This window comes from Tessaracoccus bendigoensis DSM 12906, from assembly GCF_900141915.1.
In the GTDB taxonomy this organism is placed as follows: domain Bacteria; phylum Actinomycetota; class Actinomycetes; order Propionibacteriales; family Propionibacteriaceae; genus Arachnia; species Arachnia bendigoensis.
Map to the genome: position 1 here is coordinate 65,785 of NZ_FQZG01000008.1, position 22,846 is coordinate 88,630.

The 22,846-nt window shown below is 67.1% G+C and carries 14 protein-coding genes and 1 pseudogene; 10 read left to right on the plus strand and 5 right to left on the minus strand.

The window, feature by feature from the left end; all coding sequences use genetic code 11:
* Nucleotides 1–26: 26 nt before the first annotated feature.
* The gene (locus BUC15_RS02975) at nucleotides 27–1,283 is read right to left on the minus strand and encodes an ROK family protein (RefSeq protein WP_084189313.1); all 1,257 of its coding nucleotides are present in this window, start codon (nucleotides 1,281–1,283) and stop codon (nucleotides 27–29) included.
* 123 nt (nucleotides 1,284–1,406) lie between these two features.
* Here BUC15_RS02975 and BUC15_RS02980 point away from each other — a divergent pair, with 123 nt between their 5' ends.
* Genes BUC15_RS02980 through BUC15_RS02995 form a run of 4 tightly spaced genes read left to right on the plus strand, consistent with a single transcriptional unit; the run spans nucleotide 1,407 to nucleotide 6,312 of the window.
* The gene (locus BUC15_RS02980; RefSeq protein ID WP_217652091.1) at nucleotides 1,407–2,717 is read left to right on the plus strand and encodes an ABC transporter substrate-binding protein; all 1,311 of its coding nucleotides are present in this window, start codon (nucleotides 1,407–1,409) and stop codon (nucleotides 2,715–2,717) included.
* Between the two features lie 17 nt (nucleotides 2,718–2,734).
* The gene (locus tag BUC15_RS02985; RefSeq protein WP_073186066.1) at nucleotides 2,735–3,649 is read left to right on the plus strand and encodes a carbohydrate ABC transporter permease; all 915 of its coding nucleotides are present in this window, start codon (nucleotides 2,735–2,737) and stop codon (nucleotides 3,647–3,649) included.
* On the plus strand, nucleotides 3,646–4,521 hold the full coding sequence (locus BUC15_RS02990; RefSeq protein ID WP_073186067.1) for a carbohydrate ABC transporter permease: 876 nt from the start codon (nucleotides 3,646–3,648) through the stop codon (nucleotides 4,519–4,521). The genes BUC15_RS02985 and BUC15_RS02990 overlap by 4 nt, the downstream gene beginning before the upstream one ends.
* Before the next feature lie 39 nt (nucleotides 4,522–4,560).
* Nucleotides 4,561–6,312: a glycoside hydrolase family 13 protein gene (locus BUC15_RS02995; RefSeq protein WP_073186068.1), complete on the plus strand. Its 1,752-nt coding sequence runs from the start codon at nucleotides 4,561–4,563 to the stop codon at nucleotides 6,310–6,312.
* A 22-nt stretch (nucleotides 6,313–6,334) separates the two neighbouring features.
* Here the strand turns inward: BUC15_RS02995 and BUC15_RS03000 are convergent, their stop codons facing one another.
* Together BUC15_RS03000 and ligA are read right to left on the minus strand one after the other, a co-directional pair.
* On the minus strand, nucleotides 6,335–6,802 hold the full coding sequence (locus BUC15_RS03000; protein ID WP_175558229.1) for a DUF1707 SHOCT-like domain-containing protein: 468 nt from the start codon (nucleotides 6,800–6,802) through the stop codon (nucleotides 6,335–6,337).
* 554 nt (nucleotides 6,803–7,356) lie between these two features.
* On the minus strand, nucleotides 7,357–9,453 hold the full coding sequence (ligA, locus tag BUC15_RS03005) for an NAD-dependent DNA ligase LigA (RefSeq protein ID WP_073186070.1): 2,097 nt from the start codon (nucleotides 9,451–9,453) through the stop codon (nucleotides 7,357–7,359).
* Nucleotides 9,454–9,591: 138 nt separating this feature from the next.
* Between ligA and pepN the strand changes: the two genes are divergently transcribed.
* The gene (pepN, locus tag BUC15_RS03010; protein ID WP_073186071.1) at nucleotides 9,592–12,177 is read left to right on the plus strand and encodes an aminopeptidase N; all 2,586 of its coding nucleotides are present in this window, start codon (nucleotides 9,592–9,594) and stop codon (nucleotides 12,175–12,177) included.
* A gap of 110 nt (nucleotides 12,178–12,287) precedes the next feature.
* Here the strand turns inward: pepN and BUC15_RS19785 are convergent, their stop codons facing one another.
* Nucleotides 12,288–13,127 carry a fibronectin type III domain-containing protein gene (locus BUC15_RS19785; protein ID WP_175558224.1) on the minus strand — a complete coding sequence of 280 codons (840 nt, stop codon included), beginning with the start codon at nucleotides 13,125–13,127 and terminating at the stop codon, nucleotides 12,288–12,290.
* A gap of 171 nt (nucleotides 13,128–13,298) precedes the next feature.
* On the minus strand, nucleotides 13,299–13,502 hold the full coding sequence (locus BUC15_RS03030) for a hypothetical protein (RefSeq protein ID WP_073186075.1): 204 nt from the start codon (nucleotides 13,500–13,502) through the stop codon (nucleotides 13,299–13,301).
* A gap of 97 nt (nucleotides 13,503–13,599) precedes the next feature.
* On the opposite strand from BUC15_RS03030, the gene pyrR reads away from it, so the two are divergent.
* From pyrR to BUC15_RS20660, 5 genes and pseudogenes are all read left to right on the plus strand, one after another.
* A complete protein-coding gene (gene pyrR / locus BUC15_RS03035; RefSeq protein WP_073186076.1) occupies nucleotides 13,600–14,136 on the plus strand; it encodes a bifunctional pyr operon transcriptional regulator/uracil phosphoribosyltransferase PyrR in 537 nt (178 codons plus the stop codon).
* Nucleotides 14,137–15,084: an aspartate carbamoyltransferase catalytic subunit gene (locus tag BUC15_RS03040; RefSeq protein ID WP_073186077.1), complete on the plus strand. Its 948-nt coding sequence runs from the start codon at nucleotides 14,137–14,139 to the stop codon at nucleotides 15,082–15,084.
* 2 nt (nucleotides 15,085–15,086) lie between these two features.
* The gene (locus tag BUC15_RS03045; RefSeq protein WP_073186078.1) at nucleotides 15,087–16,352 is read left to right on the plus strand and encodes a dihydroorotase; all 1,266 of its coding nucleotides are present in this window, start codon (nucleotides 15,087–15,089) and stop codon (nucleotides 16,350–16,352) included.
* 161 nt (nucleotides 16,353–16,513) lie between these two features.
* Nucleotides 16,514–20,853, plus strand: a pseudogene (locus BUC15_RS20655) (beta-galactosidase); the annotation flags it as partial.
* Nucleotides 20,854–21,009: 156 nt separating this feature from the next.
* The coding region (locus BUC15_RS20660; RefSeq protein WP_245787865.1) for a putative Ig domain-containing protein at nucleotides 21,010–22,846 on the plus strand (1,837 nt) is incomplete at its 3' end.

Genomic DNA, 22,846 nt, shown 5'->3' on the forward strand with positions numbered 1-22,846 from the left:
CAAGAGTAACAGCGGGTACGACGGTGTCAAGAAGACCTTGCCGAATCATCCTCGGGACCACGCGCCTGACGGTCGGACAGCAGCGGCGACACCAGGCCCCGCGCCCTCTCGCGGGCCGCCAGGACCGCACCAAGCGAGACGACGTCGCCACCCAGCCGGGAGGTCACGATCTCGGGCGGGGGCAACTCGGCCGACCGCCGCACCTCGGCCCTGGCGATCGCGATCACCTCACCAAGAGCACCCGCCACCGCACCGCAGACGACGATGCGGGCCGGATCGTAGAACCGGGCCACGACGCTGCAGATCCGCCCGAGCCGCAGCCCCAGCTCCTCCAGCAGAGGCCGCGTCACAGGATCGGAGAGACTGGCCTGTGCAAGCAGTTCTTCGGCGGACGGCATCGGGCTCCCCCATGGATGCCCGGTAGGGATCAGCCCGCTCTCAAGTCTCTCGCGGGCCCATTTTTCGGCCAGGTCCCCCATGCCCCAGGTGCCGCCCACATCGGCGACATAGGCGAGTCCTTCAAGTTCTCCCACGCCTCCCCGGGCTCCCCGGATCAGCCGACCGTCCAGGTAGACACCGGAGCCGAGCCGTCGACCGACGAGCATCGCGACGAAGTCGTCGCAGCCTTGCGCCTCGCCGAGGCCCCTCTCTGCGACGGCCGCGAGAGCTGCGTCATTCTCCACCCGGACGCCTGGAAACTCCACGGCCAGCGCCGCCTGCAGATCCGCGTTCATGTACTGCCAGAACCCACGCGGGTGCATGGGCGAGAAACCTTCGGCGTCGACCGGGGCAGGGACCGCAACCCCAACGCCGACGACCGCGCCTCGCGCGACCCCCGCCCGGGAAAGCGCGGCGTCGATCACGGCGAAGGCAGCCACCCGGCGCTCCTCCGGGTCGCGATCCGGGTAGGGAACTTCAGCCGCGTCGTGAAAGCCCCGCACATCCAGGTGCTCCTCGGCCAATGCGCGACCCGAAAGGTCCGCCACGATCGCCCTGAACCGACGATTACCGGCGTCGAGGCCGACGACTACCCCCGCCCCATCATTGAGCTCGAACCGACGGGCAGGGCGACCCATCCGGTACCCCTCCTCGGCACCGGCGCTGGGCAGCTCACGAATCAGGCCCACCTCGATCAGCGTATCGAGCGCGGCCAGCGTCGTGGATCTCGTCACCCCCAACGCGGCGATGACGTCGTCGGCGCGAAACGCCTCGGCATCCCACGCGAACCCGAGGACCGCTTCGGTGCTCGCGCGATGCCGGGTGTTCCTCTCTGCCAGAACCATGTCGCGAACCCCCTTGACGTCGTGCCCGAACTTGAGGCACTATATCCGAGTCAGAGTTTCTTCAGCTATCCAATCTAGTCGCTGAACCAAGTCTCCTGAACGCAACCAACAAAGGACAACGACGTGCCTTCAGTCAACCCACCCGACGGGCGCAACCCCGCCCGCGTGCCGAAGCATTGGAAACCCTCCCGCCGCGGGTTCCTCCAGGCCCTCGGCGCTGTCGGTGCCGCGAGCGCCACCCCCTGGCTCGCGGGCTGCTCCTCCGACGCCGCGCAACTGGTCACCTTCTACCAGTCCAAACCCGAGGCGGTGCCCCACTTCCGCGACCTCGCCGCGCAGTTCACGGCGTCCCAGAGCGAGTACCGCATCCTGCACGACCTCTCCACAAACCTCTCGGCCAGCTTCGTGCGCAGCAACCCACCCGATCTCGGGATGCTGAACTACAACCTGGAGATGGCCCGCTTCATGGAGCGCGGGGCGCTCTCCGACCTCTCCGACCTGCCTGAGGCCGCGACGATCCGACCAGACATCGTGGAACTCTCACACGCCTACCCGCAATACGGGGATCGGGTGAGCGTGCTCCCCTACTCCGCGATGGCCGCCGGCGTCATCTACAACAAGCGGATCTTCGAGGCCAACAACGTCGAGGTGCCCACCACCTGGGACGCCCTCATCGAGGTCTGCGAGACCCTCAAGGCGAACGGGGTGCTTCCGTTCTTCGGCACCTTCGTCGACCCGTGGACCATCATGCAGGGCTGGTGGGACTACCCGATCGGCGGCATGGTCGACGTCACCGAGTTCTACCGGGCCATGAACGAGGCCGGCGCAGACGTCACGCCCGAGTCCGAAGTGTCGTTCTCCTCGGTGATGCTCGAGCCGACCAGGAAGATGATCGAGCTCACGAAGTACACGAACCCGGACGCCGCCAGCCGCGGGTACGGCGACGGCAACACCGCCTTCGGTAACGACGGCGCGGCCATGATCCTCCAGGGGCCGTGGGCCTTCAGCGAGTTCGCGAAGGTCAATCCCGACCAGGACCTTGGCACCTTCCCGCTGCCCGCCACGGACAGTGCAGACGACCTCAAGGTCAGGGTCAACATCGACCTGTCGTTGTGGGTGCCGGAGAAGTCCGACGCGAAGGAGGGCGCGCGCGCCTTCCTCCAGTACCTGATGCGCCCGGAGATCCAAGACCCCTACAACGCCGCATTCATGGGATTTGGCACCACGATCGACGCGCCTGCGCCGACGGATCCGCGAATCACGGAGCTGACCCCGTTCTACGACTCGGGCGCGTTCTACATGGGGGCATCGCAGTTCATCCCCAACACGATCCCGGCCGCCAACTACATCCAGTCGATCGCCCTCGGCGCTGCACCCGAGCCACTGCTCGCGCAGCTCGACCGCGACTGGGCCCGACTCGCCTTCCGCGCCTGAGAAAAGGAGCCACACAGATGTCTGCAACCACTCAGCACCGGGCCACAGCCCCGCAGAAGTCGCGCCACCGCCGCCCCGTCGAGCCGATCTACTGGGTCTTCCTGGTGCCCATCATCGCCGTCTTCACCCTGTTCATCACCTACCCCGCCATCGAGGGATTCGTGATGAGCTTCACCAACTCGATGGGGTTCGGCGACTTCGACTGGATCGGCGCACGCAACTACATCGCGCTGTTCCAGGACGAGAACATCGTCTCCTCGTATGCCTTCACCTTCCTCTTCGCGATCTCCACCGTCGTCCTCGTCAACGTCATCGCCTTCTTCCTTGCGCTCGGCCTCACGTCGAAGATCAAGCTGACGAATCCGCTCCGGGCGATCTTCGTGATCCCGATGGTGATCTCGGCCATCATCTACTCCTACGTCTTCCGCTTCCTCTTCAGCAACTCGCTGCCAGAGCTCGGCCAGGCGCTGGGACTCGAGACCCTGTCGTCGAGCCTGCTGGCCAACGAGAGCTGGGCCTGGCTGGCGATCGTCCTGGTGTGCACCTGGGGTTCCATCCCCAGCGCGATGCTGATCTACATCGCGGGCTTCATGACCGTGCCAGGGGAGGTCTACGAGGCCAGCTCCATCGACGGCGCAAGCCCGGCCAAAACCCTGTGGCACATCACGCTGCCGCTGGTGGCTGGCTATGTCGGCATCAACGTCATCGTCGGCTTCAAGGACTACCTGGGCGTCTACGACCAGATCGTCGCCCTCACCGACGGCGGCCCCGGCACCGCCACCCGCTCCGTCGCCTTCACGATCCTGCGCGGCTTCCAGGGCGGCGACTACGCATATCAGATGGCCAATGCCGCCGTCTTCTTCGTGATCACGATCGTGATCGCACTGATCCAGCTGCGAGTGACGCAGGGAAGGACCAAGGCCGCATCATGAGCACCGCCATCGTCATGCCATCCACCACCCCTGCCAAGCGCGGCAAGGTGGGCCAGGAACGGACCAATTGGCCCGCCACCATCCTGCTGCTCTTCGCCTCCCTGACAGTCCTCGTCCCGCTCTACGTCACCGTCTCCATGGCCTTCAAGACCACCCAGCAGGCAGTCGACGGCAACGCCTTCACCCTGCCGAACCCCTTCAGCACCAGCGGCTTCGCTGAGGCCTGGAGCCTGACCAACTTCCCGCAGGCATTCTTCGTCTCGACCGTCGTCACCCTCGTCACCGTGACCGGCGCGATCCTCGTCTCGGCGATGGCGTCGTATGCCATCGTGCGCAACTGGGAGCGTCGCTTCTTCCGCTACTCGTTCTTCTACCTGCTCGCGGCCATGTTCATCCCCTTCCCCGTGGTCGCGTTGCCGCAGGTGCGACTCACGGGCATCCTGGGGCTCGACAACTTCGGCGGCGTCATCATCTTGCACATCGTGTTCAGCCTCGCGTTCAACACCTTGCTGTTCACCACCTTCCTGCGATCGATCCCCCTCGAACTGGAGGAGTCGATGCGAATGGACGGCGCCAGCACCTGGCAGACCTTCTGGAAGCTGATCTTCCCGCTCCTGTCTCCCATGGCCGCCACCGTCGGCATCTTCGCCTTCCTGCGCTCCTGGAACGACTTCATGATGCCGTCGCTGATCATCTCCAACGCCGAGTGGCAGACCATCCCGGTGGTAAACAGCATCTTCCAGACCCAGTTCAGCAACAGCTACAACGTGAGCTTCGCGTCCTACCTGATGGCGATGGCGCCGGCCATCCTCGTCTATGTGCTCGCGCAGCGCTGGGTGATGTCGGGCCTGACCCAGGGCGCCATCAAGTAGCGTCGAACAATCCACGGACAACGACCTTTAGGACCACATATGACAGACATTTCCTCCCCCCCGACAAACTCCGAGCGACCCGACGGGTGGTGGCGCTCCGCCGTCGTCTACCAGATCTACCCACGCTCGTTCCAGGACTCCGACGGCGACGGCGTCGGCGACATCCCCGGCATCACGAGGCGGCTCGACTACCTGGCCGAACTGGGCGTCGACGTGCTCTGGCTGTCGCCGGTCTACCGTTCACCACAGGTCGATAACGGCTACGACATCAGCGACTACCAGGACATCGACCCGCTGTTCGGCACCCTGGAAGACCTCGACGAACTGATCGCCGGGGCGCACGAGCGCGGGCTCAAGCTGGTGATGGACCTGGTGGTCAACCACACCTCCGACCAGCACGCCTGGTTCGTCGAGTCCCGCGACCCGGCGTCCCCCAAGCGCGACTGGTACTACTGGCGATCGGCCCGCGCCGGGCACGAGCCTGGTACCCCGGGCGCCGAACCCGACGACAGCCCGGCGGCTTTCGCGCCGTCGGCCTGGACCTTCGACCCGGCGAGCGGGCAGTACTACCTCGGCATGTTCAGCCCCGCCCAACCCGACCTCAACTGGGAGACCCCGGAGGTGCGCAGCAGCGTCTACGAGATGATGCGCTGGTGGGTCGGCCGCGGCGTCGACGGGTTCCGGATGGACGTGATCAACCTGATCTCGAAGCCCGCGGGCCTGACCTCCAGCGGCCCGGTCGACCCTGGTTCGGCGGGCTTCATGCAGATCGCCAACGGGGCCAGGCTGGATGAGTTCCTCGCCGAGATGAACCGCGAGGTCGGCCTGGAGAAGAACAATCTGATCACCGTCGGAGAGATGCCTGGCGCCACCGTCGACGTCGCCCGTCGGGTCACCGACCCGGCCAGGCACGAACTGAACATGGTGTTCACCTTCGAGCACGTCGAACTCGACAAGCAGGAAGGCGGCAGCAAGTGGGACCTGGCCGACCTGCCGCTACCCCGTCTGAAGGGGAACCTCGCAGAATGGCAGTACGGGCTGGCCGAGGCGGGCTGGAACTCGCTGTACTTCGACAACCATGACCAACCGCGCGCCGTCTCCCGTTTCGGCGACGACTCGCCCGAGCACCGCGTCCACTCCGCAAAGACGCTTGCCACCGTCCTGCACCTGCACAAGGGAACCCCCTACGTGTACCAGGGCGAGGAGTTCGGCATGACCAACGCCCCCTTGACGGAGATCGGACACTTCCAGGACGTGGAGTCGCTCAACTACCACACGCTCGCCACCGCGGCGGGCGTCACGGAGGTCGAGGTGTTGCGCTCGCTGACGCGCAAGAGCCGTGACCACGCCCGCACCCCCGTCCAGTGGGACGACTCGGCCAACGCCGGGTTCACCGACGGCACGCCGTGGTTCGGGGTCAACCCGAACTACGTCGGCATCAACGCCGAGGATGCCCGCCGCGACCCCGCGTCGGTCTTCGCCCACTTCCAGAAGCTGATCCGGCTCCGGCACGAGCTTGAGGTGGTGCGGGAGGGTCGCTTCGAGTTGCTGCTGCCCGACCACGATCAGCTCTGGGCGTTCACCCGGACGCTCGAGGCTGCCCCTGCAGGGGATGAAGACCAGCCCCGTGCACTGCTGGTGCTGGCCAACTGCTCATCCACCCCGGCCGATCTCCCGGCCGACGGGCTGCCGGGCCTGGCCGGCGCGGTGCTGGTGCTGGGCACGCACGCCTCCGCACCGGAGGAGCCGCGGCTCGCCCCGTGGGAGTCTCGCGTAATTCAGTTGGGCTGAGCAGCACCGCTAAGTTGCGGAGTCAGTCGTCCGAGCGTCGCAGCGCGAACGCAATCACGACGGGCACCACCATGCCGACCGCCACCCACATCGGCCAGAAGTACAGGAAACCACCGACGGAGATGCTGGCCAATGCCCAGATGAGGATGTTGAGACCTACCGCCGTTCCCGCGATGAGCATGAGCACCCTGGCCGCGACAAGGCGCCCATGAGAGCGCTCCTGCGGCTGTGCCATGCGTGCGGTGATCAAGTCCCCGACGACGGGCATGATCTCGCCAACGGTCTTGATCTCCATGGCCTTGTCGAGCCGCTCGTGGTACTCCGCGCTGTCCAGGCGGCCGAACGAGTAGGCGTCGGCGAGCAGGTCGGCGAGCATGTCCCGGTCGGCGTTCCCGACCCGGATGTCGGCGTTGCGCGGGCGCCTTGGGTCGGCAGTGAACCGGTCCCAGGCCGGTTCGGACGGCATCGGCACGGGCAGCGAAGCAGACATCGCGACCTCCAATCTCGGATGCGGCCACATTAGCCCAGCCGTCGGATGGACGCTCAGTTCATGGTCGCGCGTGAGCGTCCTGAAGAACCCGAGCGCAAGACCCCAGACAAGGTCCACCATGGTTTCGTCACGGTCCCCGGCGCTCCGCGCGGTGGGACCGGCTCAACCGTCGCGCTGGTCGAGCCGCGCCGAAGGAGCGCAGCGACGCCTGCGCGTGGGCGTTACCTCTCGCACCCGGCGCAGAATCCCGGTCACAAGTCCCGAGATGACGCCCACTTTGGCTTAACATCGCGATGTTGGTTCGTCCCTGAACAAACAATACGAACCTAAGGCGAAGAACCCGAGCACAAGACCCCGGACAAGGTCCACGATGGTTTCGTCACGGTCCCCGGCGCTCCGCGCGGTGGGACCGGCTCAACCGTCGCGCACCCCGGCTCAACCGTCGCGCACCCCGGCTCAACCGTCGCGCACCTCGGCTCAACCGACGCGCACCCCCGCTCAACCGACGCGCACCACGGCTCAACCGGCTCGCGCCAGCCCGGCTCTCAACCCAACTACCCCAGCCCAGCCGGGCCCTCGGCCAGCAGCTTCCCGAAGCCGACCTCATCGAGGATCCTCACCCCGAGCGATTCGGCCTTATCGGCCTTCGACCCCGCGTTCGCGCCGACGACGACGAAGTCGGTGTTGCGACTGACCGATCCTGCCGCCTTCCCTCCACGGGTCAGGATGGCTTCCTTGGCCGAATCGCGGGAGTACCCCTCGAGCGAGCCCGTGACCACCACCGTCAGGCCCTCAAGAGTGCGCGGCGTCGTGTCATCAACCTCGTCCGCCATCCTGACTCCGGACTCCGCCCACTTGTCGACGATGGCGCGGCGCCAGTCGACCGCGAACCAGGCCAGCACCGCCTCCGCGATCACCGAACCGACCCCGTCGACCGATGCGAGTTCCTCGGCAGACGCGGCTCGCACGGCGTCAAGGGAACGGAAGTGTGTCGCCAAGGCACGGGCAGCGGTCGGGCCGACGTGCCGGATCGACAGGGCCACGATCACCCTCCACAGCGGCTGCTGCTTAGCCACCTCCAAATTTGCCAGCAACTTCCCTCCGACCGCGGACAACACCCGGCCGGATCGGGCCTCAACACCGGCGTCCGTAAGCTCGGCCGGTTTCGCGGCCCGCGTGTAGAAATCGGTCTGGAGCAGGTCGGCGGCGGTCAGGTTGAACAGGTCGCCCTCGTCGGTGAGCCCACCGGAGTCAAGAAGCGCGGCCGCGCCCTCCCAGCCCAACGCCTCGATGTCGAGCGCCCCACGCGAAGCGAGCCCGAACAGCCGCTCGCGCAGCTGGCTGGGGCAGCTACGCGCGTTGGGACAGCGGATGTCCTTGTCACCCTCCTTCTCGGGGCGCAACTCTGTACCGCAGGAGGGGCAGTGCGTCGGCATCACGAAGGCCCTTTCGGTGCCGTCACGCAGCGCGACCACCGGCGCGACGATCTCGGGGATGACGTCGCCGGCCTTGCGGAGCACGACGGTGTCGCCGATCAGCACGCCCTTGCGCTGCACCTCGAACGCGTTGTGCAGCGTGGCCATCTCGACGGTGGAACCGCTGACGAACACGGGCTTCATCACGCCGTACGGGGTAACCCGGCCGGTGCGGCCCACGTTGACCTGGATGTCCAGCAGCAAGGTGTTGACCTCCTCCGGCGGGTATTTGTATGCGATCGCCCAGCGGGGGGCCCGCGACGTCGCTCCGAGCGCGGACTGCCGGGCAAGGTCGTCGACCTTGACGACGATGCCGTCGATCTCGTGGCTGAGGTCGTGGCGGTGCTCGCCGTGATGCGCCACGAACGCCAGCACGTCGGCGGGGCTCTGCAGGATCCGGAAGGTCTCTGGCACCGGCAGCCCCCATTCCCTCAACTTGGCGTAGGCGGCCGACTGGCTCTCAAAACGGAAGCCCTCCACCTGACCGATACCGTGCACCAGCATCCGCAGAGGGCGCGACGCGGTGACGGCGGGATTCTTCTGCCTGAGCGACCCGGCCGCCGCGTTCCGTGGATTAGCGAACGGCGCCTTGCCCGCCTCGACCAGCGACGCGTTGAGTTCCTCGAAACCGGCCACCGGAAAGAACACCTCGCCGCGCACCTCCAGGACGGCGGGCGCATCGCCCCTCAACCGGTGCGGGATGCCCAGGATGGTTGCGACGTTGGGGGTGACGTCCTCGCCCACGCGCCCGTCGCCCCTGGTCGCAGCGACGCTGAGCCTGCCGTCCAGATAGACAAGGTCGACGGCGAGCCCATCGATCTTGAGCTCGCACAGGTAGTCGACGGCGGGGGTCCTCATCAGCCAGGCCAGCAGTTCCTCGTCGCTGAAGACGTTGTCGAGGCTGAGCAGCCTTCGCAGGTGCGTCACCGGTTGGAACTCCGTGATCTGCGCCGTCCCGACCCGCTGGGTGACGGAGTCCGGGTTGACGAGTGACGGGTGGTCGGCCTCGAGCGCGACGAGGTCGCGCATCGCCTGGTCGTATTGCGCGTCCGAGAGCGTCGGCGCGTCGGCGCCGTAATAGGCCTCCTGCGCCTCCGTCAGGAGCGTGTTCAGGTCGCTCCAGCGGCGTCTCAGCTCGGGGGACGTCACTGCGGAATCGACTTGCGGATCAGACATGGACCCAATCGTTCCACACGCGCAAGCGACCCGCCCGGACCCGATATCCCACAGTGACCGCCCGAATCGTAGAACAATGGGGGCCGTCAGAGCAGAACCCAGGGGCTGACAAGTTTCGATCCAAGGAGAACACCGGGCATGGCAACGTCCAACATCACACGCGCCGAAGCAGCCGCCCGCTCGCGGGTCGTCGCCACCGAGGCGTACCGGGTCACCGTCGACCTGACCGGCCGCGAGGTGGCCGAGCCCGATCACCAGTTCCTTTCGAGCACGATCCTGCAGTTCACATCGAGCGGTGGGACCACCCATCTCGACCTCATCGCGGACGAGGTCCGCGAAGCCAGCCTCGACGGCGTGTCATTCGATGTCGACGGGTTCGACGGTTACCGCCTTCCCCTGCCCGAGCTGTCCGAGGGCGGCCATGAGGTACAGGTCACCGCGGTGTGCCGCTACTCGAACTCCGGCGAGGGGTTGCACCGCTTCGTCGACCCGGTCGATAAGCAGATCTACCTCTACACACAGTTCGAGACGGCGGACGCGCGCCGCATGTACGCCAACTTCGAGCAGCCCGACCTCAAGGCGACCTTCCAGCTGACGGTGCTCGCACCGTCGGACTGGGTCGTGCTCACCAACGCCCCAAGCGTCGAGCCCTCCGACATCGGGGACGGGTTCGGCCGTTTCGAGCACGAGCCGACGGCCCGCATGTCGACCTACATCACCGCCCTGGTCGCCGGCGCGTACCACGTCGAGCGCGGCTCGATCGAGTCGGCATCAGGCGAGGTGCCCGCCTCCGTTGTCTGCCGCCGGTCGCTGATCCCGTACCTGGATGCGGAGCGGATCTTCACCACGACCCAGAGGGGATTCGAGGTGTTCGAGACCGAGTTCGGGGTGCCCTACGCGTTCGGCACCTACGACCAGATCTTTGTGCCCGAGTTCAACGCGGGTGCCATGGAGAACGCCGGATGCGTCACGTTCCGCGACGAGTACCTTTTCCGCTCACGGGTCACGGCGCGCGAGATGGATGCCCGGGACAACACGATCCTGCACGAGTTGGCCCACATGTGGTTCGGCGACCTGGTCACGATGCGCTGGTGGGACGACCTCTGGTTGAACGAGTCGTTCGCCGAATGGGCGTCGCACTACGCCAATGCGGCGATCGCCGAGCGCTATGCAACGGGAGCCGACCCTTGGGCGTCGTTCAGCAACGAACGCAAGGCCTGGGCGTATCAGCAGGATCAGCTTTCGACCACACACCCCATCGCCGCCGACATGTCCGACCTGGAGAAGGTCGAGCAGAACTTCGACGGCATCACCTATGCCAAGGGCGCGTCCGTCCTGAAGCTGCTGGTCTCGTTCGTCGGCGTAGATGCGTTCGCCTTCGGCGTGTATGAGTACTTCACCAAACACGCCTACGGGAACACCGTCCTGAGCGACCTGCTGGTCGAGCTCGAGGCGGCCTCCGACCGAGACCTGTCGTGGTTCACGTCGGAATGGCTCGAGACCGCCGGGGTGAACACGCTCGCGGCCGACTTCGACCTCGACGACGAGGGCCGTTTCACCCGGTTCGACGTCGTCCAGACGGCCACGGAGGAACTGCCGACGCTGCGCACGCACCGGCTCGGCATCGGGCTGTACTCCCTGACATCAGATGGCGACCTGGCCCGTGACGGCTTCGTCGAGTTGGACGTGGCGGGGGAACGCACCGCGGTCCCCGACCTGATCGGCAAACAGCGCGGCGACCTGGTGCTCCTGAACGACGGCGACCTCACCTACGCGAAGATCCGTCTGGACGATGTGTCCACCCGGACCCTGACGGATCACTTCGGGGCGCTACACGACCCGCTCGCCCGGGCTGTCGCCTGGACCTCCTTCTGGGAGTCGACCCGCGACGGCGAGTTGGCGGCCCAGGATTACGTCTCGTTGGTGCTGTCCGGCCTGCGCAGCGAGCAGGACATGGCTGCGTACTCGACGCTGTTGGCTCAGGCCGGCAACGCGGCCCTCGCGTTCACGGCCCCGGAGTTGCGAGACAAGGTCAACACCCGTCTGGTTGCCGGTCTGGCGCGGCTACTCAAGGACACCGAACCCGGATCTGACAAGCAGGTACTGGTCGCCAAGGCGCTGATCGCGACGGTTCGTACCCAAGGTGTCGACCTCCTCAAGGGCTGGCTCGAGGACGAGGAGGTGCCGCAGGGCCTCGCCATCGACACCGGCATGCGTTGGACCATCGTCTCGGCGCTGGCGAAACTTGGCGTGTTCGGGGACGAGGAGATCGGCGCAGAACTGGACCGCGACAACACGTCCGCCGGGGCGGAGTCTGCGGCCGGGGCGGCGGCCGCCCGCCCCGACGCCGACGCCAAGGCCTTGGCCTGGGATCTCGCTACAAATGACCCCGACGTGCCCAATGAGACGCACCGTTCGATCTGCGCGGGTTTCTGGCGCTACGGCCAGGATGAGGTGCTGGAAAGCTACCCGGCCGCCTACCTTGACCTGCTGGGCCGGATCTCGCGTCGCGAGGGCGTCTGGGAGTCACGCGGCTACGCGGCGATCGGCACCGCCCTGCGCTGGCTGTTCCCCACCCCACTGGTGACGGAATCGCTGGTCTCGACGATCGCCTCCTGGTTGGAGGACAACGAACCGAGCGAGCAGGTGCGACGCACCGTCACTGAGCGCATCGACGAGGCCCGTCGCGCGCTGCAGGCTCAGGAACGCAGCCGCCAGGTCTGATTCGGATAGGACACGTAGGCGGCCCGGGGAGAGATCCCCGGGCCGCCGTCTGTCTGGGTTTCAGCTGAGCGCGACAGTCGGCTCTGTCGTCGTCGAAGCCACGACGCCGTTCAGGTGGTACTGGCCGTGATGCTAGCGGCGGAGGTCACCTCGGTCTTCACGCCGCCGGTCAGCCGGTACGCCCGGACGCTGAGCACGTAGCTGGTGCCGGAGGTAAGCCCGGTGAACTTGTAGCCGACCGGGTTCGTGGCGCAGGCGCTGGCGAAGCCCCCCACGTCCACCCAGCCGCCCGTGTCCCGGCGCACCTCGTAGCCGATCTCAGGCTGACAAGTGCCCCCCGAGGTCACCGAGCGGTAGATCCGGAAGCTGATCGTGGTGTCGGTGCGGGCCGAGGGCGCCGGGGCGAGCGTTGGCGCAATCAGCCCAGTGGGCGTGGGCGTCGGCGTCGGCGTCGGCGTCGGCGTCGGCGTCGGCGTCGGCGTCGGCGTCGGCGTCGGCGTCGGCGTCGGCGTCGACCCCAGGGTGGTGAGAGTCAGGCTTGCGGGCACCGAATAGTCGGTCTTGACGCCGCTGACGATGCGGTAGGCGCGGATGCTCAGCACATAGCTGGTCCCGGGGGCCAGGCCCGAGAACTTGTAGCCAGGGTCCGGGTCGTCGCAGGGAGCGTGGGGAAACCCTCCGGCGTCGTGCCAGTCGTTGAACACGCCTCCCTTGAACTCGTACCCGATGTCGGGTTGGCACATACCGTTGGACTCCGGTGGTCGATAGAACCGGACGCTGAGGGTGGTGCTGGTTCGCGCGATCGGGCCGACCAGCAGCGGCGTCGAAAGACTGGCCGCCCAGGCGAGCTCGGCCGCTCCCAACGACATCATCATGGCCGCAGCCAGGGTCACCACCAGGCTCAGCCAGGTGCGCTTCCCGTACCGCGATGCCATCTTCGAGAGAGTCACTTTTCCCCCTTCATCGGTTCAGACTGGATAATGGTGCGCCCAGAATCTGCTGACGGAGGCGGAATCGCGGAATCCGCGCCGGACCAGGACCGGTTCCGGGGCTCGACCAGAGGCAGGAGACGCAAACGAGGGTGGACCCGATCGGGCCCACCCTCGTCCTTAATGGTCCGGCTACTCCTGGCGTGGTTCGAGCGCACGGGCCGGGACGGAACCCTCCGTGCTGGTGCCGCGCGCCAACTTCGGCGCGAAGGCAATCAAGGTGACGACCAGCCCGAAAGCGAGGGGGCCGATGATCAACAGAAGCCACATGTGCAGGTCGGACATCGGGGCGGGCTCGGGCCAGCCGGGAAGGACCTCAAGAGGCAGCAGATTCATGCAGGGAACTCTAGCCGAATCGCGGCCCCGTGGCGGGCTCGATCATAATCGCGGCCCGGCTGCGATAGATTCACCATGGTCTCTCGAAAGGGAAGCGATGGAACAGACCGCACGTTCCATGTTGTCCGCGGACGACATGTCGAGGGTGATGACCCGCATGACTCACGAACTCCTTGAGCGGAACCACGGTTCCGAAGGTGTCGTCCTACTCGGCATCCTGACGCGCGGGGCCCCCCTCGCGAAGCGGCTGGCCGACATCGCGGCCCGCGACGGACAGAGCGTTCCGGTGGGCCAACTCGACATCACGATGTACCGCGACGACCTGCGCGCCAACCCCACCAGGAGCGTCGGGCGCACCATCCTCCCGTGCGACCTTGACGACCGGACCGTTGTGCTCGTCGACGATGTCCTCTTCTCCGGCCGCACCGTCCAGGCGGCGCTGCACGCGCTCGCCGACCTCGGACGGCCCCGTGCCATCCAACTGGTCACCCTGATCGACCGTGGCCACCGCGAGCTGCCCATCCAGGCCGACATCGTCGGCAAGTCGATCCCCACCGCAGGCTCGGAACGGGTCCGCGTGCACCTCACCGAGACCGACGGCGAAGACCTGGTCTCCATCGAGCGGAGCGCCTGAATGTTGCACTTGTTGAGCATCGCCGACCTCTCCCGCGACGAGATCGAGACCATCCTCACGACCGCCGAGGAGATGCACGACGTGCAGACTCGGCCCGTCAAGAAGCTCCCGGCGCTGCGGGGGCGCACCGTCGTCAACCTCTTCTTCGAGGACTCGACCCGGACGCGCTCCTCCTTCGAACTTGCGGCGAAATGGCTCTCGGCCGACGCGATCAACGTGTCGGCCAAAGGCAGCTCCGTCAGCAAAGGCGAGTCGATGAAGGACACGCTGATGACCTTGGACGCGATGGGGGTCGACGCGATCGTCATGCGGCACGCCGGGTCGGGGGCCGTGAGGCAGGCGGCCGGCTGGGTCCGCGCCTCCATGATCAACGCGGGCGACGGCATGCACGAACACCCAACGCAGGCGCTGCTCGACGCCCACGCCATCCGTCGACACCTCAAGGCACACGACCTGGGCACGATGGAGGGCAAGCGCGTCGCAATCGTCGGCGACCTGCTGCACTCGCGGGTCGTCCGCTCCAACGTGTTGCTACTGGCGAAGCTGGGCGCATCCGCCGTGCTGGTCGCTCCCCCGACCCTGCTGCCCCCAGGCGTCGAGCATTGGGGGGTCGACGTCAGCTACGACCTCGACACGGTCCTGCCCGACGTCGATGTGGTCATGATGCTGCGCGTGCAGCGGGAAAGGATGAGCGGCGGCTTCTTCCCGTCCGAGCGGGAGTACATCGCCGGATACGGGCTGACGGCGCAACGGCTGGCTCGTTTGAAGCCCGGCGCGTGCATCGCACATCCCGGCCCTCTGAACCGAGGGCTCGAGATCTCGTCTCCGGCGGCCGACGCCGCCCAGTCGATCATCCTCGACCAGGTCTCCTCCGGTGTCGCCGTCCGGATGAGCGTGCTCTACCACCTGCTGGCCGGTGACCCCGGCACCCAACGAAGGGAATCGTGACAATGCCATCCACGAAGCTGAGCGCGGTGACCCTGCCTGACGGCACCCGCACCGACCTGTTCATCGCCGACGGCGTGTTCGTCGACGATGCCCCGTCCGATGCCGAGACCCTCGACTGCGACGGCCTCATCGCCCTGCCAGGGCTCGTCGACATCCACACCCACCTGCGCGAACCGGGCCGGGAGGACACCGAGACGGTGCTGAGCGGCTCCCAGGCCGCCGCCCGCGGAGGCTTCACCGCCGTGTGTGCCATGGCCAACACGACGCCGGTGACCGATACCGCCGAGCGGGCCGAGTACATCGCCGATCTGGGGAGGCGCGCCGGCCTGGTCGACGTCACGGTGATCGGCGCGATCTCCAAGGGCCTCGCCGGTGAGCAACTCGCCGAGCTTGGGCTGATGCACACCTCGGCCGCCCACGTGACGATGTTCTCCGACGATGGCCACTGCCTGATGAACCCCCAACTGATGCGCCGCGCCCTCGAATGGATCAAGCCGTTCAACGGCGTGCTGATGCAACACTCACAGGACTCGTTCCTGGCAGGCCCCGACGCCTGCTGCCATGAAAGTGAGATCTCCGGTCGACTGGGGTTGGGAGGCTGGCCGCCGGTGGCCGAGTCGTCGATCATCGCCCGCGACGTGCAATTGGCCGAGGCGACCGGGTCGCGGCTACACGTCTGCCACATCTCGACCGCCGAGGGGGTCGACGTGGTCCGCTGGGCCAAGGCCCGCGGCGTCCGGGTCACCGCTGAGGCGACCCCGCACCACCTGCTGCTCAGCACCAGGGAGCTTGAGGGCTACGACACCACCTTCAAGGTCAATCCCCCGCTGCGCACCGACGAACACATCGAGGCCGTTCGTCAGGCGCTGCAGGACGGCACCATCGACGTCGTCGCAACCGACCATGCGCCGCACGCCGCCCACGACAAGGACCACGCGTTCGTCGACGCCCGCCCCGGCATGATCGGGCTGGAGCAGGCCCTCAGCGTCGTGATCCAGACGATGGTCAACCCCGGTCGGCTCGACTGGGCGGCGGTCGCGGACAAGATGAGTCACCTCCCGGCCCGCATCGCATCGTTGACGAACCAAGGCCGCCCGATCGCCGTCGGGGAACCGGCCAACGTCGTCCTGATCGACCCGGCGCGGGTCGCAAAGGTCGACCGTGCCGCGTCCGCGTCACTATCGCGGAACAACCCGTACCACGGCCGCCTGCTGCCCGACCCCGTCGAGGCGACCTTCCTGCGGGGCGCGATCACCTACCGGAAGTGAGCAGAAATGCGCGTTCGTTTCGCCTGATCTGCCCATCGCCCTTGTGGTGTGGGCCTCCCGGTTGCAATGCTCCCTGCAAAGCATCCACATCGGAGAGGACGCACCACGTGTTCAGACGATTCAGCAGACATCTCGTCTCGCTCTTAGCCGCATCGGCATTGATGGTGGGCACCCTGACAACAGGGGTACCCGCGCAAGCCGATGAACCGACCACCGCCAACGCCATCACGTTCCCCGGCAACGACGGCCAAGCCCACGACGTCGAGTTCGACGGGCACTCGTTCAAGATCGACGGCGAACGTCTGGTCGTCTGGTCGGGCGAGCTGCACCACTGGCGCGTGCCGCACGAGGACGGTTGGCGTGACGTCTTCCAGAAGCTGCGCGCCTCCGGTTTCAACGCCGTGTCGCTCTACTTCTTCTGGGGCATGCACCAGAGCGAGGAGGGTGGTCCCTTCGACTTCTCCGCCCCGCACGACATCGATCGGCTCCTGACGATCGCCGCCGAGGAGGGCCTCTACGTCATCGCCCGCCCGGCCCTTACGTCAACGCCGAGATCTCGATGGGAGGCCTGCCCACCTGGATGGTCAACAAGATGGCGACCTCCCTGCGCTCCACCGACGCGACCGTGCTCGAGCCCTCGAAGGCGTGGCTGCACGCGTTCAACCAGATCGCCAAGAAGCATCAGGTCACCGAAGGTGGCGGCTCGGTGCTGCTGTACCAGGTCGAGAACGAGTTGATCACCGACGACCAGCCGCGCCGCAACTTCCTCAAGGCCCTCGTCGACCAGGTCAAGGCCGACGGCATCACCGTGCCGCTGTTCCACAACGACTACGGGCTGGGTGGCCGCTTCGGCGACACCGGTGAGCTCGGGCTGGACTTCTACGCCTACGACTCCTACCCGCTGGGCTTCTCCTGTGACGCGGCCCGCGGCACGATCACCGATCAGGAAAGCTCGTTCCGCAACTTCGCGCCCGACACCCCGCACTTCATCACCGAGGCTCAGGGCGGTGCCTTCTCCCCGTGGGGCGCACCTTGGAGCGCCAACGACGAGTGCGCCAACTTCGTCGACACGAACTTCACCCGCCAGTGGGGCATGAACAACATCGGCCAGGGCGTCACCGCGTTCAACTACTACATGATCATCGGTGGCACCAACTGGGGCTTCTCCGGGGCCCCCGGCTCCGGCTTCACCTCCTACGACTACGGCGCGGCCCTCAACGAGGACCGCACCATCACGCCGAAGCTGGCGGTCCAGAAGGAGTTGGGCTACTACCAGCGCGCCGTCCCGCTCGCGTCGATGTCGCGCATCGACTCCGCCGCGGCCACCGAGGTGAGCGGTAGCACCGTCAACCTCTACCAGCGGCAGGCCACCGAGAATCTCGACCAGTCGGTCACCGGCAACGGCACCCGGTTCATCGGCGCCCGCCTGTCCAACTCCAACACCACCACCGACACGACGTTCGCGTTCCCGCTGACCCTCGACGAGGGTGACGGCGGCACCGTCGACCAGTTCACCGACGACGACCGCTCCACACGGCTGACATTCGGCAACGGCTGGACCCAGGTCGCCGAACCGACCGCGTACCAGCAGACGCTGACCCGCAGCACGACGGCAGGTTCCTCGGTGAGCATCCCGTTCACCGGCACCGGGATCGAGATCATCGCGCCGCGCGGCCCGAGCTACGGCAAGGCCACGATCTCGATCGACGGCGGCGCCGCGGTCGACTTCGACTCCTGGTACGAGACGGAGCAGAACGCCCCCACGCAGCAGGTGGTGCACCGCACCGAGAACCTCGCCTCCGGCACACACACCGCGGTGGTCACCGTCAAGGGTGAGGCCGCCACCGGCGGCACCGGCACGGCGGTCGCGATCGACGCGGTCAATGTGCTCGGTGCCCCCACCAGCGAGGTGGTCACCCACAACGACTCCGACACGGACTTCTTCACATTTACCCCGGCGCCGGTGCAGTTCACCCCCACCGTCGGCAGCGAGAGCGCCAACTGGACCCACGCGTCCGGCTTCAGCTGGACCTCCGGCAACCTCGACGGCGATGAGACCTACACCCGAACCGAGGGTGACCAGGTCGAGTTCACCTTCGAGGGCACCGGCTTCCAGGTGCTCGCCGCGTTCTCTACCAACCACGGCCCGGCCGATGTCTACATCGACGACACGCTCGTCGGGCAGACCAGCGAGGAGGTCTCGCAGAGCGCGGTCCCCCAGCAGGTGATCTTCGAGAAGACCGGCCTGGCCGCTGGCAGCCACACCGTGCGCCTGGTCCACACCGGCACCTTCTTCCCGGGGGCGGAGGACACCCGCGGCGCCTACTTCTCCGTCGACGCCGTCAAGGTGTTCACCGGGGAAACCACCACGCCGGAGACCTCCACCGACGCCGTCGGCTGGACCCGGGTGCCGCAGCAGGCCGACACCAAGCTGAGTATCCACGGCCGCGACGCCCTGATGTTGACCGCCGACCTGAAGATCGGCGGCGAGTTCGACATGTACTACACGACCTCGCAGGTCTTCGACAACCCGCTCACCACCGCTCGTGGACTCGAGCAGAGCCTGGTCGGCTACCCGGGTGACCCGGGCGAGACCCTGCTTCGCGTGGAGGAGGGCTACAGCCTGCAGGCGCCGTCGGGCGTCACCAGCACGTACGACGCGGCCACGAAGCAACTCCGGCTGAACTACACCCACACCACCTCGGCGCAGGACATCGTCCTGACCGAGGCCGACGGTGACGTTCTCGTGTTGAAGGTGATCGACCGCGACACCGCGGCCGATACCTGGCACGTGGAGGGGATCCGCGGCTCGGGCAACGACTCCGTGTGGGTCGCCGGCGCCGAGTTCGTCCGTGGCGTCACCTTCGAAGGCTCCACGGCACACATCACCGGTTCCATGAGTGAATCCGGCACGCTGAGCGTCACGCTACCGGCCGGGATCACGTCCTACACCTGGAACGGGTCGGCACTGACGGCCGCGGCGCCAGGTGCCACAGCCGTCTCGGAGCCAACCCTCACCTGGGTGAAGGCGAGCGAGAACCCCGAGGCGGCAGTCGATTTCGACGACTCGGCCTGGACGGTCGCGAACGCCACCGACCGCCTGAACCCATACCAGGGCCCCGGCAGCAACGGCGTCATCCTCGACTCCAACCGCTACGGCTTCCACAACGGTTCGGTCTGGTACCGGGCGAAGTACACGGCCGCCACCAGCGACCCGACCCTGACTTTCCGCGGCAACGGCGGCACGTTCGGGGCCCAGCGCAAGAACCCCGCGTTCTTCCAGGTCTGGGTCAACGGCGTCTACGCCGGTGCCCGCACCCTGAACGGGTCGACCCAGTCGATCCCCGCACCGGCCGGTGCGGTGGTGGCCGGCCAGCCGGTCGTCGTCTCGGTGCTCGCCAACAACCTCGGCCTGAATCTCGACTGGTCCGATGACGGCCTGTCGCGGCAGAACCGCGGCCTCTATGAGGCGGCGCTCTCCGCGGAGGGCGCGGTGGCCTGGAAGATCCAGGGTGCCGACGACCCGCAGAGCTCGGGCGATGAGGTGCGCGGCGAGTACAACGTCGGTGGCCTCTACGGTGAGCGGGCCGGCTGGTACCTGCCCGGTTACCCCACCTCCGACTGGGATGCCGCCACGACCATGGTCGCCGACACGCCCGGCGTCACCTGGTACCGCACCACCGCGGACCTGAACGTTCCGGAGGGCCAGGACACCGCTTGGCGGCTGAACGTGGAGGCTGCGAACTTCGGCGGCAGCACCGCGACCAGGACCAACGGCTCGCAGGCCTACCTGTACGTCAACGGCTGGAACGTCGGCATGTTCATCGGTGATGTCGGCCCGCAGTCGTCGTTCACCATCCCGTCCGGCTGGCTGAACCCGCAGGGCAGCAACGAGATCGCCGTCGCGGTGCTCTCGAAGGCCGCAGGCCAGGGCCCGACCACCGTCAGGCTCGTGCCCGTGCATTCGACCACCGGCGCCGTCGGCGACTTCACCCCGTACGAGGCGCCAGGCGCGCCGACCTACTCGGCGACGGTCGCGCTAGACAGGTCGACCATGGCCCCGGCAGAGACCGTCAAGGCCACCGCCACGGTCACGGCCCCGACGGGGCTGGCTGACGGCGCCGTCACCACGACGACGTTCGAATGGCTCGACCGTGGGGCCACCACCCCAGTGGTCGCACCTGCAGAGCGGGTCCTTGAGATCAACGGCACCTACCGGGTGCGCGCCGTGGTCGCCGATGCGGTCAGCGGACAGCGCCTCGCCGTCAGCGACTACGCGCAGGTCGTCGTCTCCGGTGACGACACCGATCGCAGGCCCCCCGTGGTCGAGGCGATCGACGACACCTTCGTCGAGTTCGGTGACGCCGTCGACATCCAGGTCGAGGCAACCGACCGGAGCCTGCCGCTGTCCTTCAGCGCAACCGGGCTTCCCGACGGGGTGTCCATTGACGACGAAGGCCTGATCAGCGGCACGTCGACCGAGAAGGGGGCGTTCCCCGTCGAGGTGACGGTCGCCGATGCCGTCGGCAACGAGGCAACGGTCGAGTTCACGCTCACCGTGGGCGTCTCGCCGAAGATCGAGGTCGCCTCGGCGCCCACGAGCCTCGTCCTTTCGTCGGACGGCACCATCAGCTACACGCTGAAGGATCTGCCCCCGATGTCGAAGCTGTCGATCACCGCACCGGCCGGGTGGCAGGTGTCGCCGTCGGCGCAGTGGGTCAGCAATGGGACGGCGAGCATCACGGTGCGCGCGCCCCAGACCGGAACGGCCGGGGAGATCCGGGCCACCGTCACCACCCCTGATGGGCTTAGCGCGTCGGTGACGTCGCGGATCACGCTCCAGGATCCGGCGGCGATCACCGCCAAGGGGGTCGCGGCGTGGAACTCGGCCGAAGCCGGCGGCGAGGGTGATGTCAGCGGGTTTGTGTCGGCCGCGATCGACGGCGACACCACCACCTTCTGGCACACGCAGTGGCAGGGCAGCAGCACGCCCCAGCCGCACTACATCGTGATCGACCTCGGCTCTGAGAAGACGCTGACGTCGTTCACGTACGTGCCGAGGCCGAAGTCGACCTGCTCGGGTTCGAACTCGCCGACGGCGTGCAACGGCCAGATCGCGAACTGGGAGTTGTATGAGGCAACCGGTGGCACCTGGGTCGCCCCGACTGCGGCGGAACTGAGGACGAGTAGCTTCCCGGAGCCCGCCGATGCCACCTACTCGATGATCGACAGCGGCACCTGGTCGACGGCAAACACCGACGCCAAGACCGTGACGTTCAGCGAGCCGGTCACGGCGCGCTACCTCAAGCTCCGCTCGACGTCTGCGGTCCTGAATCAGGCCTGGACGAGCGTGGCCGAGCTGCGGGTCACCGGAGTTGCTGCTCCGGCCCCGGAGACGCTCCCGGATGTCCCGCTGGCCGCGGCCCTGTCGGTCTCGCCGACGACGGTCGCCCCAGGTGGCGTCGTGAGCGTCAGCGGTGGCGGTTTCCCGGCAGGGAATGTCACGGTGACGCTCGGTTCCGCATCGGTTCAGGCCACGGCCGACGCGACGGGGTTCTTCACCGCATCGATCACCGTCCCCTCGGGCACGGCAGTGGGCAAGGCTGAGGTCAAGGCAACCGGTGGTCAGGTTTCGGCCACGGCCGAGATCACTGTCCAGGTTGGCGTCCCCGCTGCTCCGGAAATCGGCGATCTGTCCGATGCCACGATCGAGTTCGGTTCACCCGTCGTCATCAACCCGACCGTCACGGGGGGCTCGGGTGCACTCACCTGGTCCGCCACGGGTCTGCCCGCCGGGGTCACGATCAATGCCACCACTGGCGCGATCACCGGAACGCCGACGGCGCTCGGGACCTCGGACGTGACCGTCACGGTCAAGGATGCGCTCGACCGCTCCGACAGCGAGGATCTGACGATCATCGTCGAGGACACGACCAAGCCGGTCGTCGAGGCAGTGCCACCGATCAACGCCCAGGTCGGCGACCGGGTCAGTGTCCAGGTCAAGGCCACGGACCTCCAGCCGATCACCTTCTCGGCGACCGGGCTGCCAGCCGGGTTGTCGATCCATGCGACCACCGGATTGATCTCCGGTCAGCCGACCACGGCTGGCTCGGGAACCGCGACGGTGACGGTCTCGGACGCTTCTGGTAACAGGACGACGGTTCTGGTCGCCTATGCGATCAAGGCCAAGGTCACTCCGACACCCACGCCGACGCCGACGCCGACGCCGAGTGCTCCGGCTTGGGCGCCGTCGATCCCCTACACCGTCCCCGGCTACCACATCTTCAACGGACGTCAGTGGCTCACCACCTGCGAGACCTACTCACAGACGACCCGCTGCCGCACGGAGATCTGGGCAACCACGGTGACCCGCAACGCGAACGGCTCCTTCGTCCGTCAGCAGGGGTGGGCATTCAACAACCTCACCTACCTGCCGTACATGACCAGGGCCCAGTGGGCGAACAACCCGCTCGGACACGCTGGTACTTGGAAGG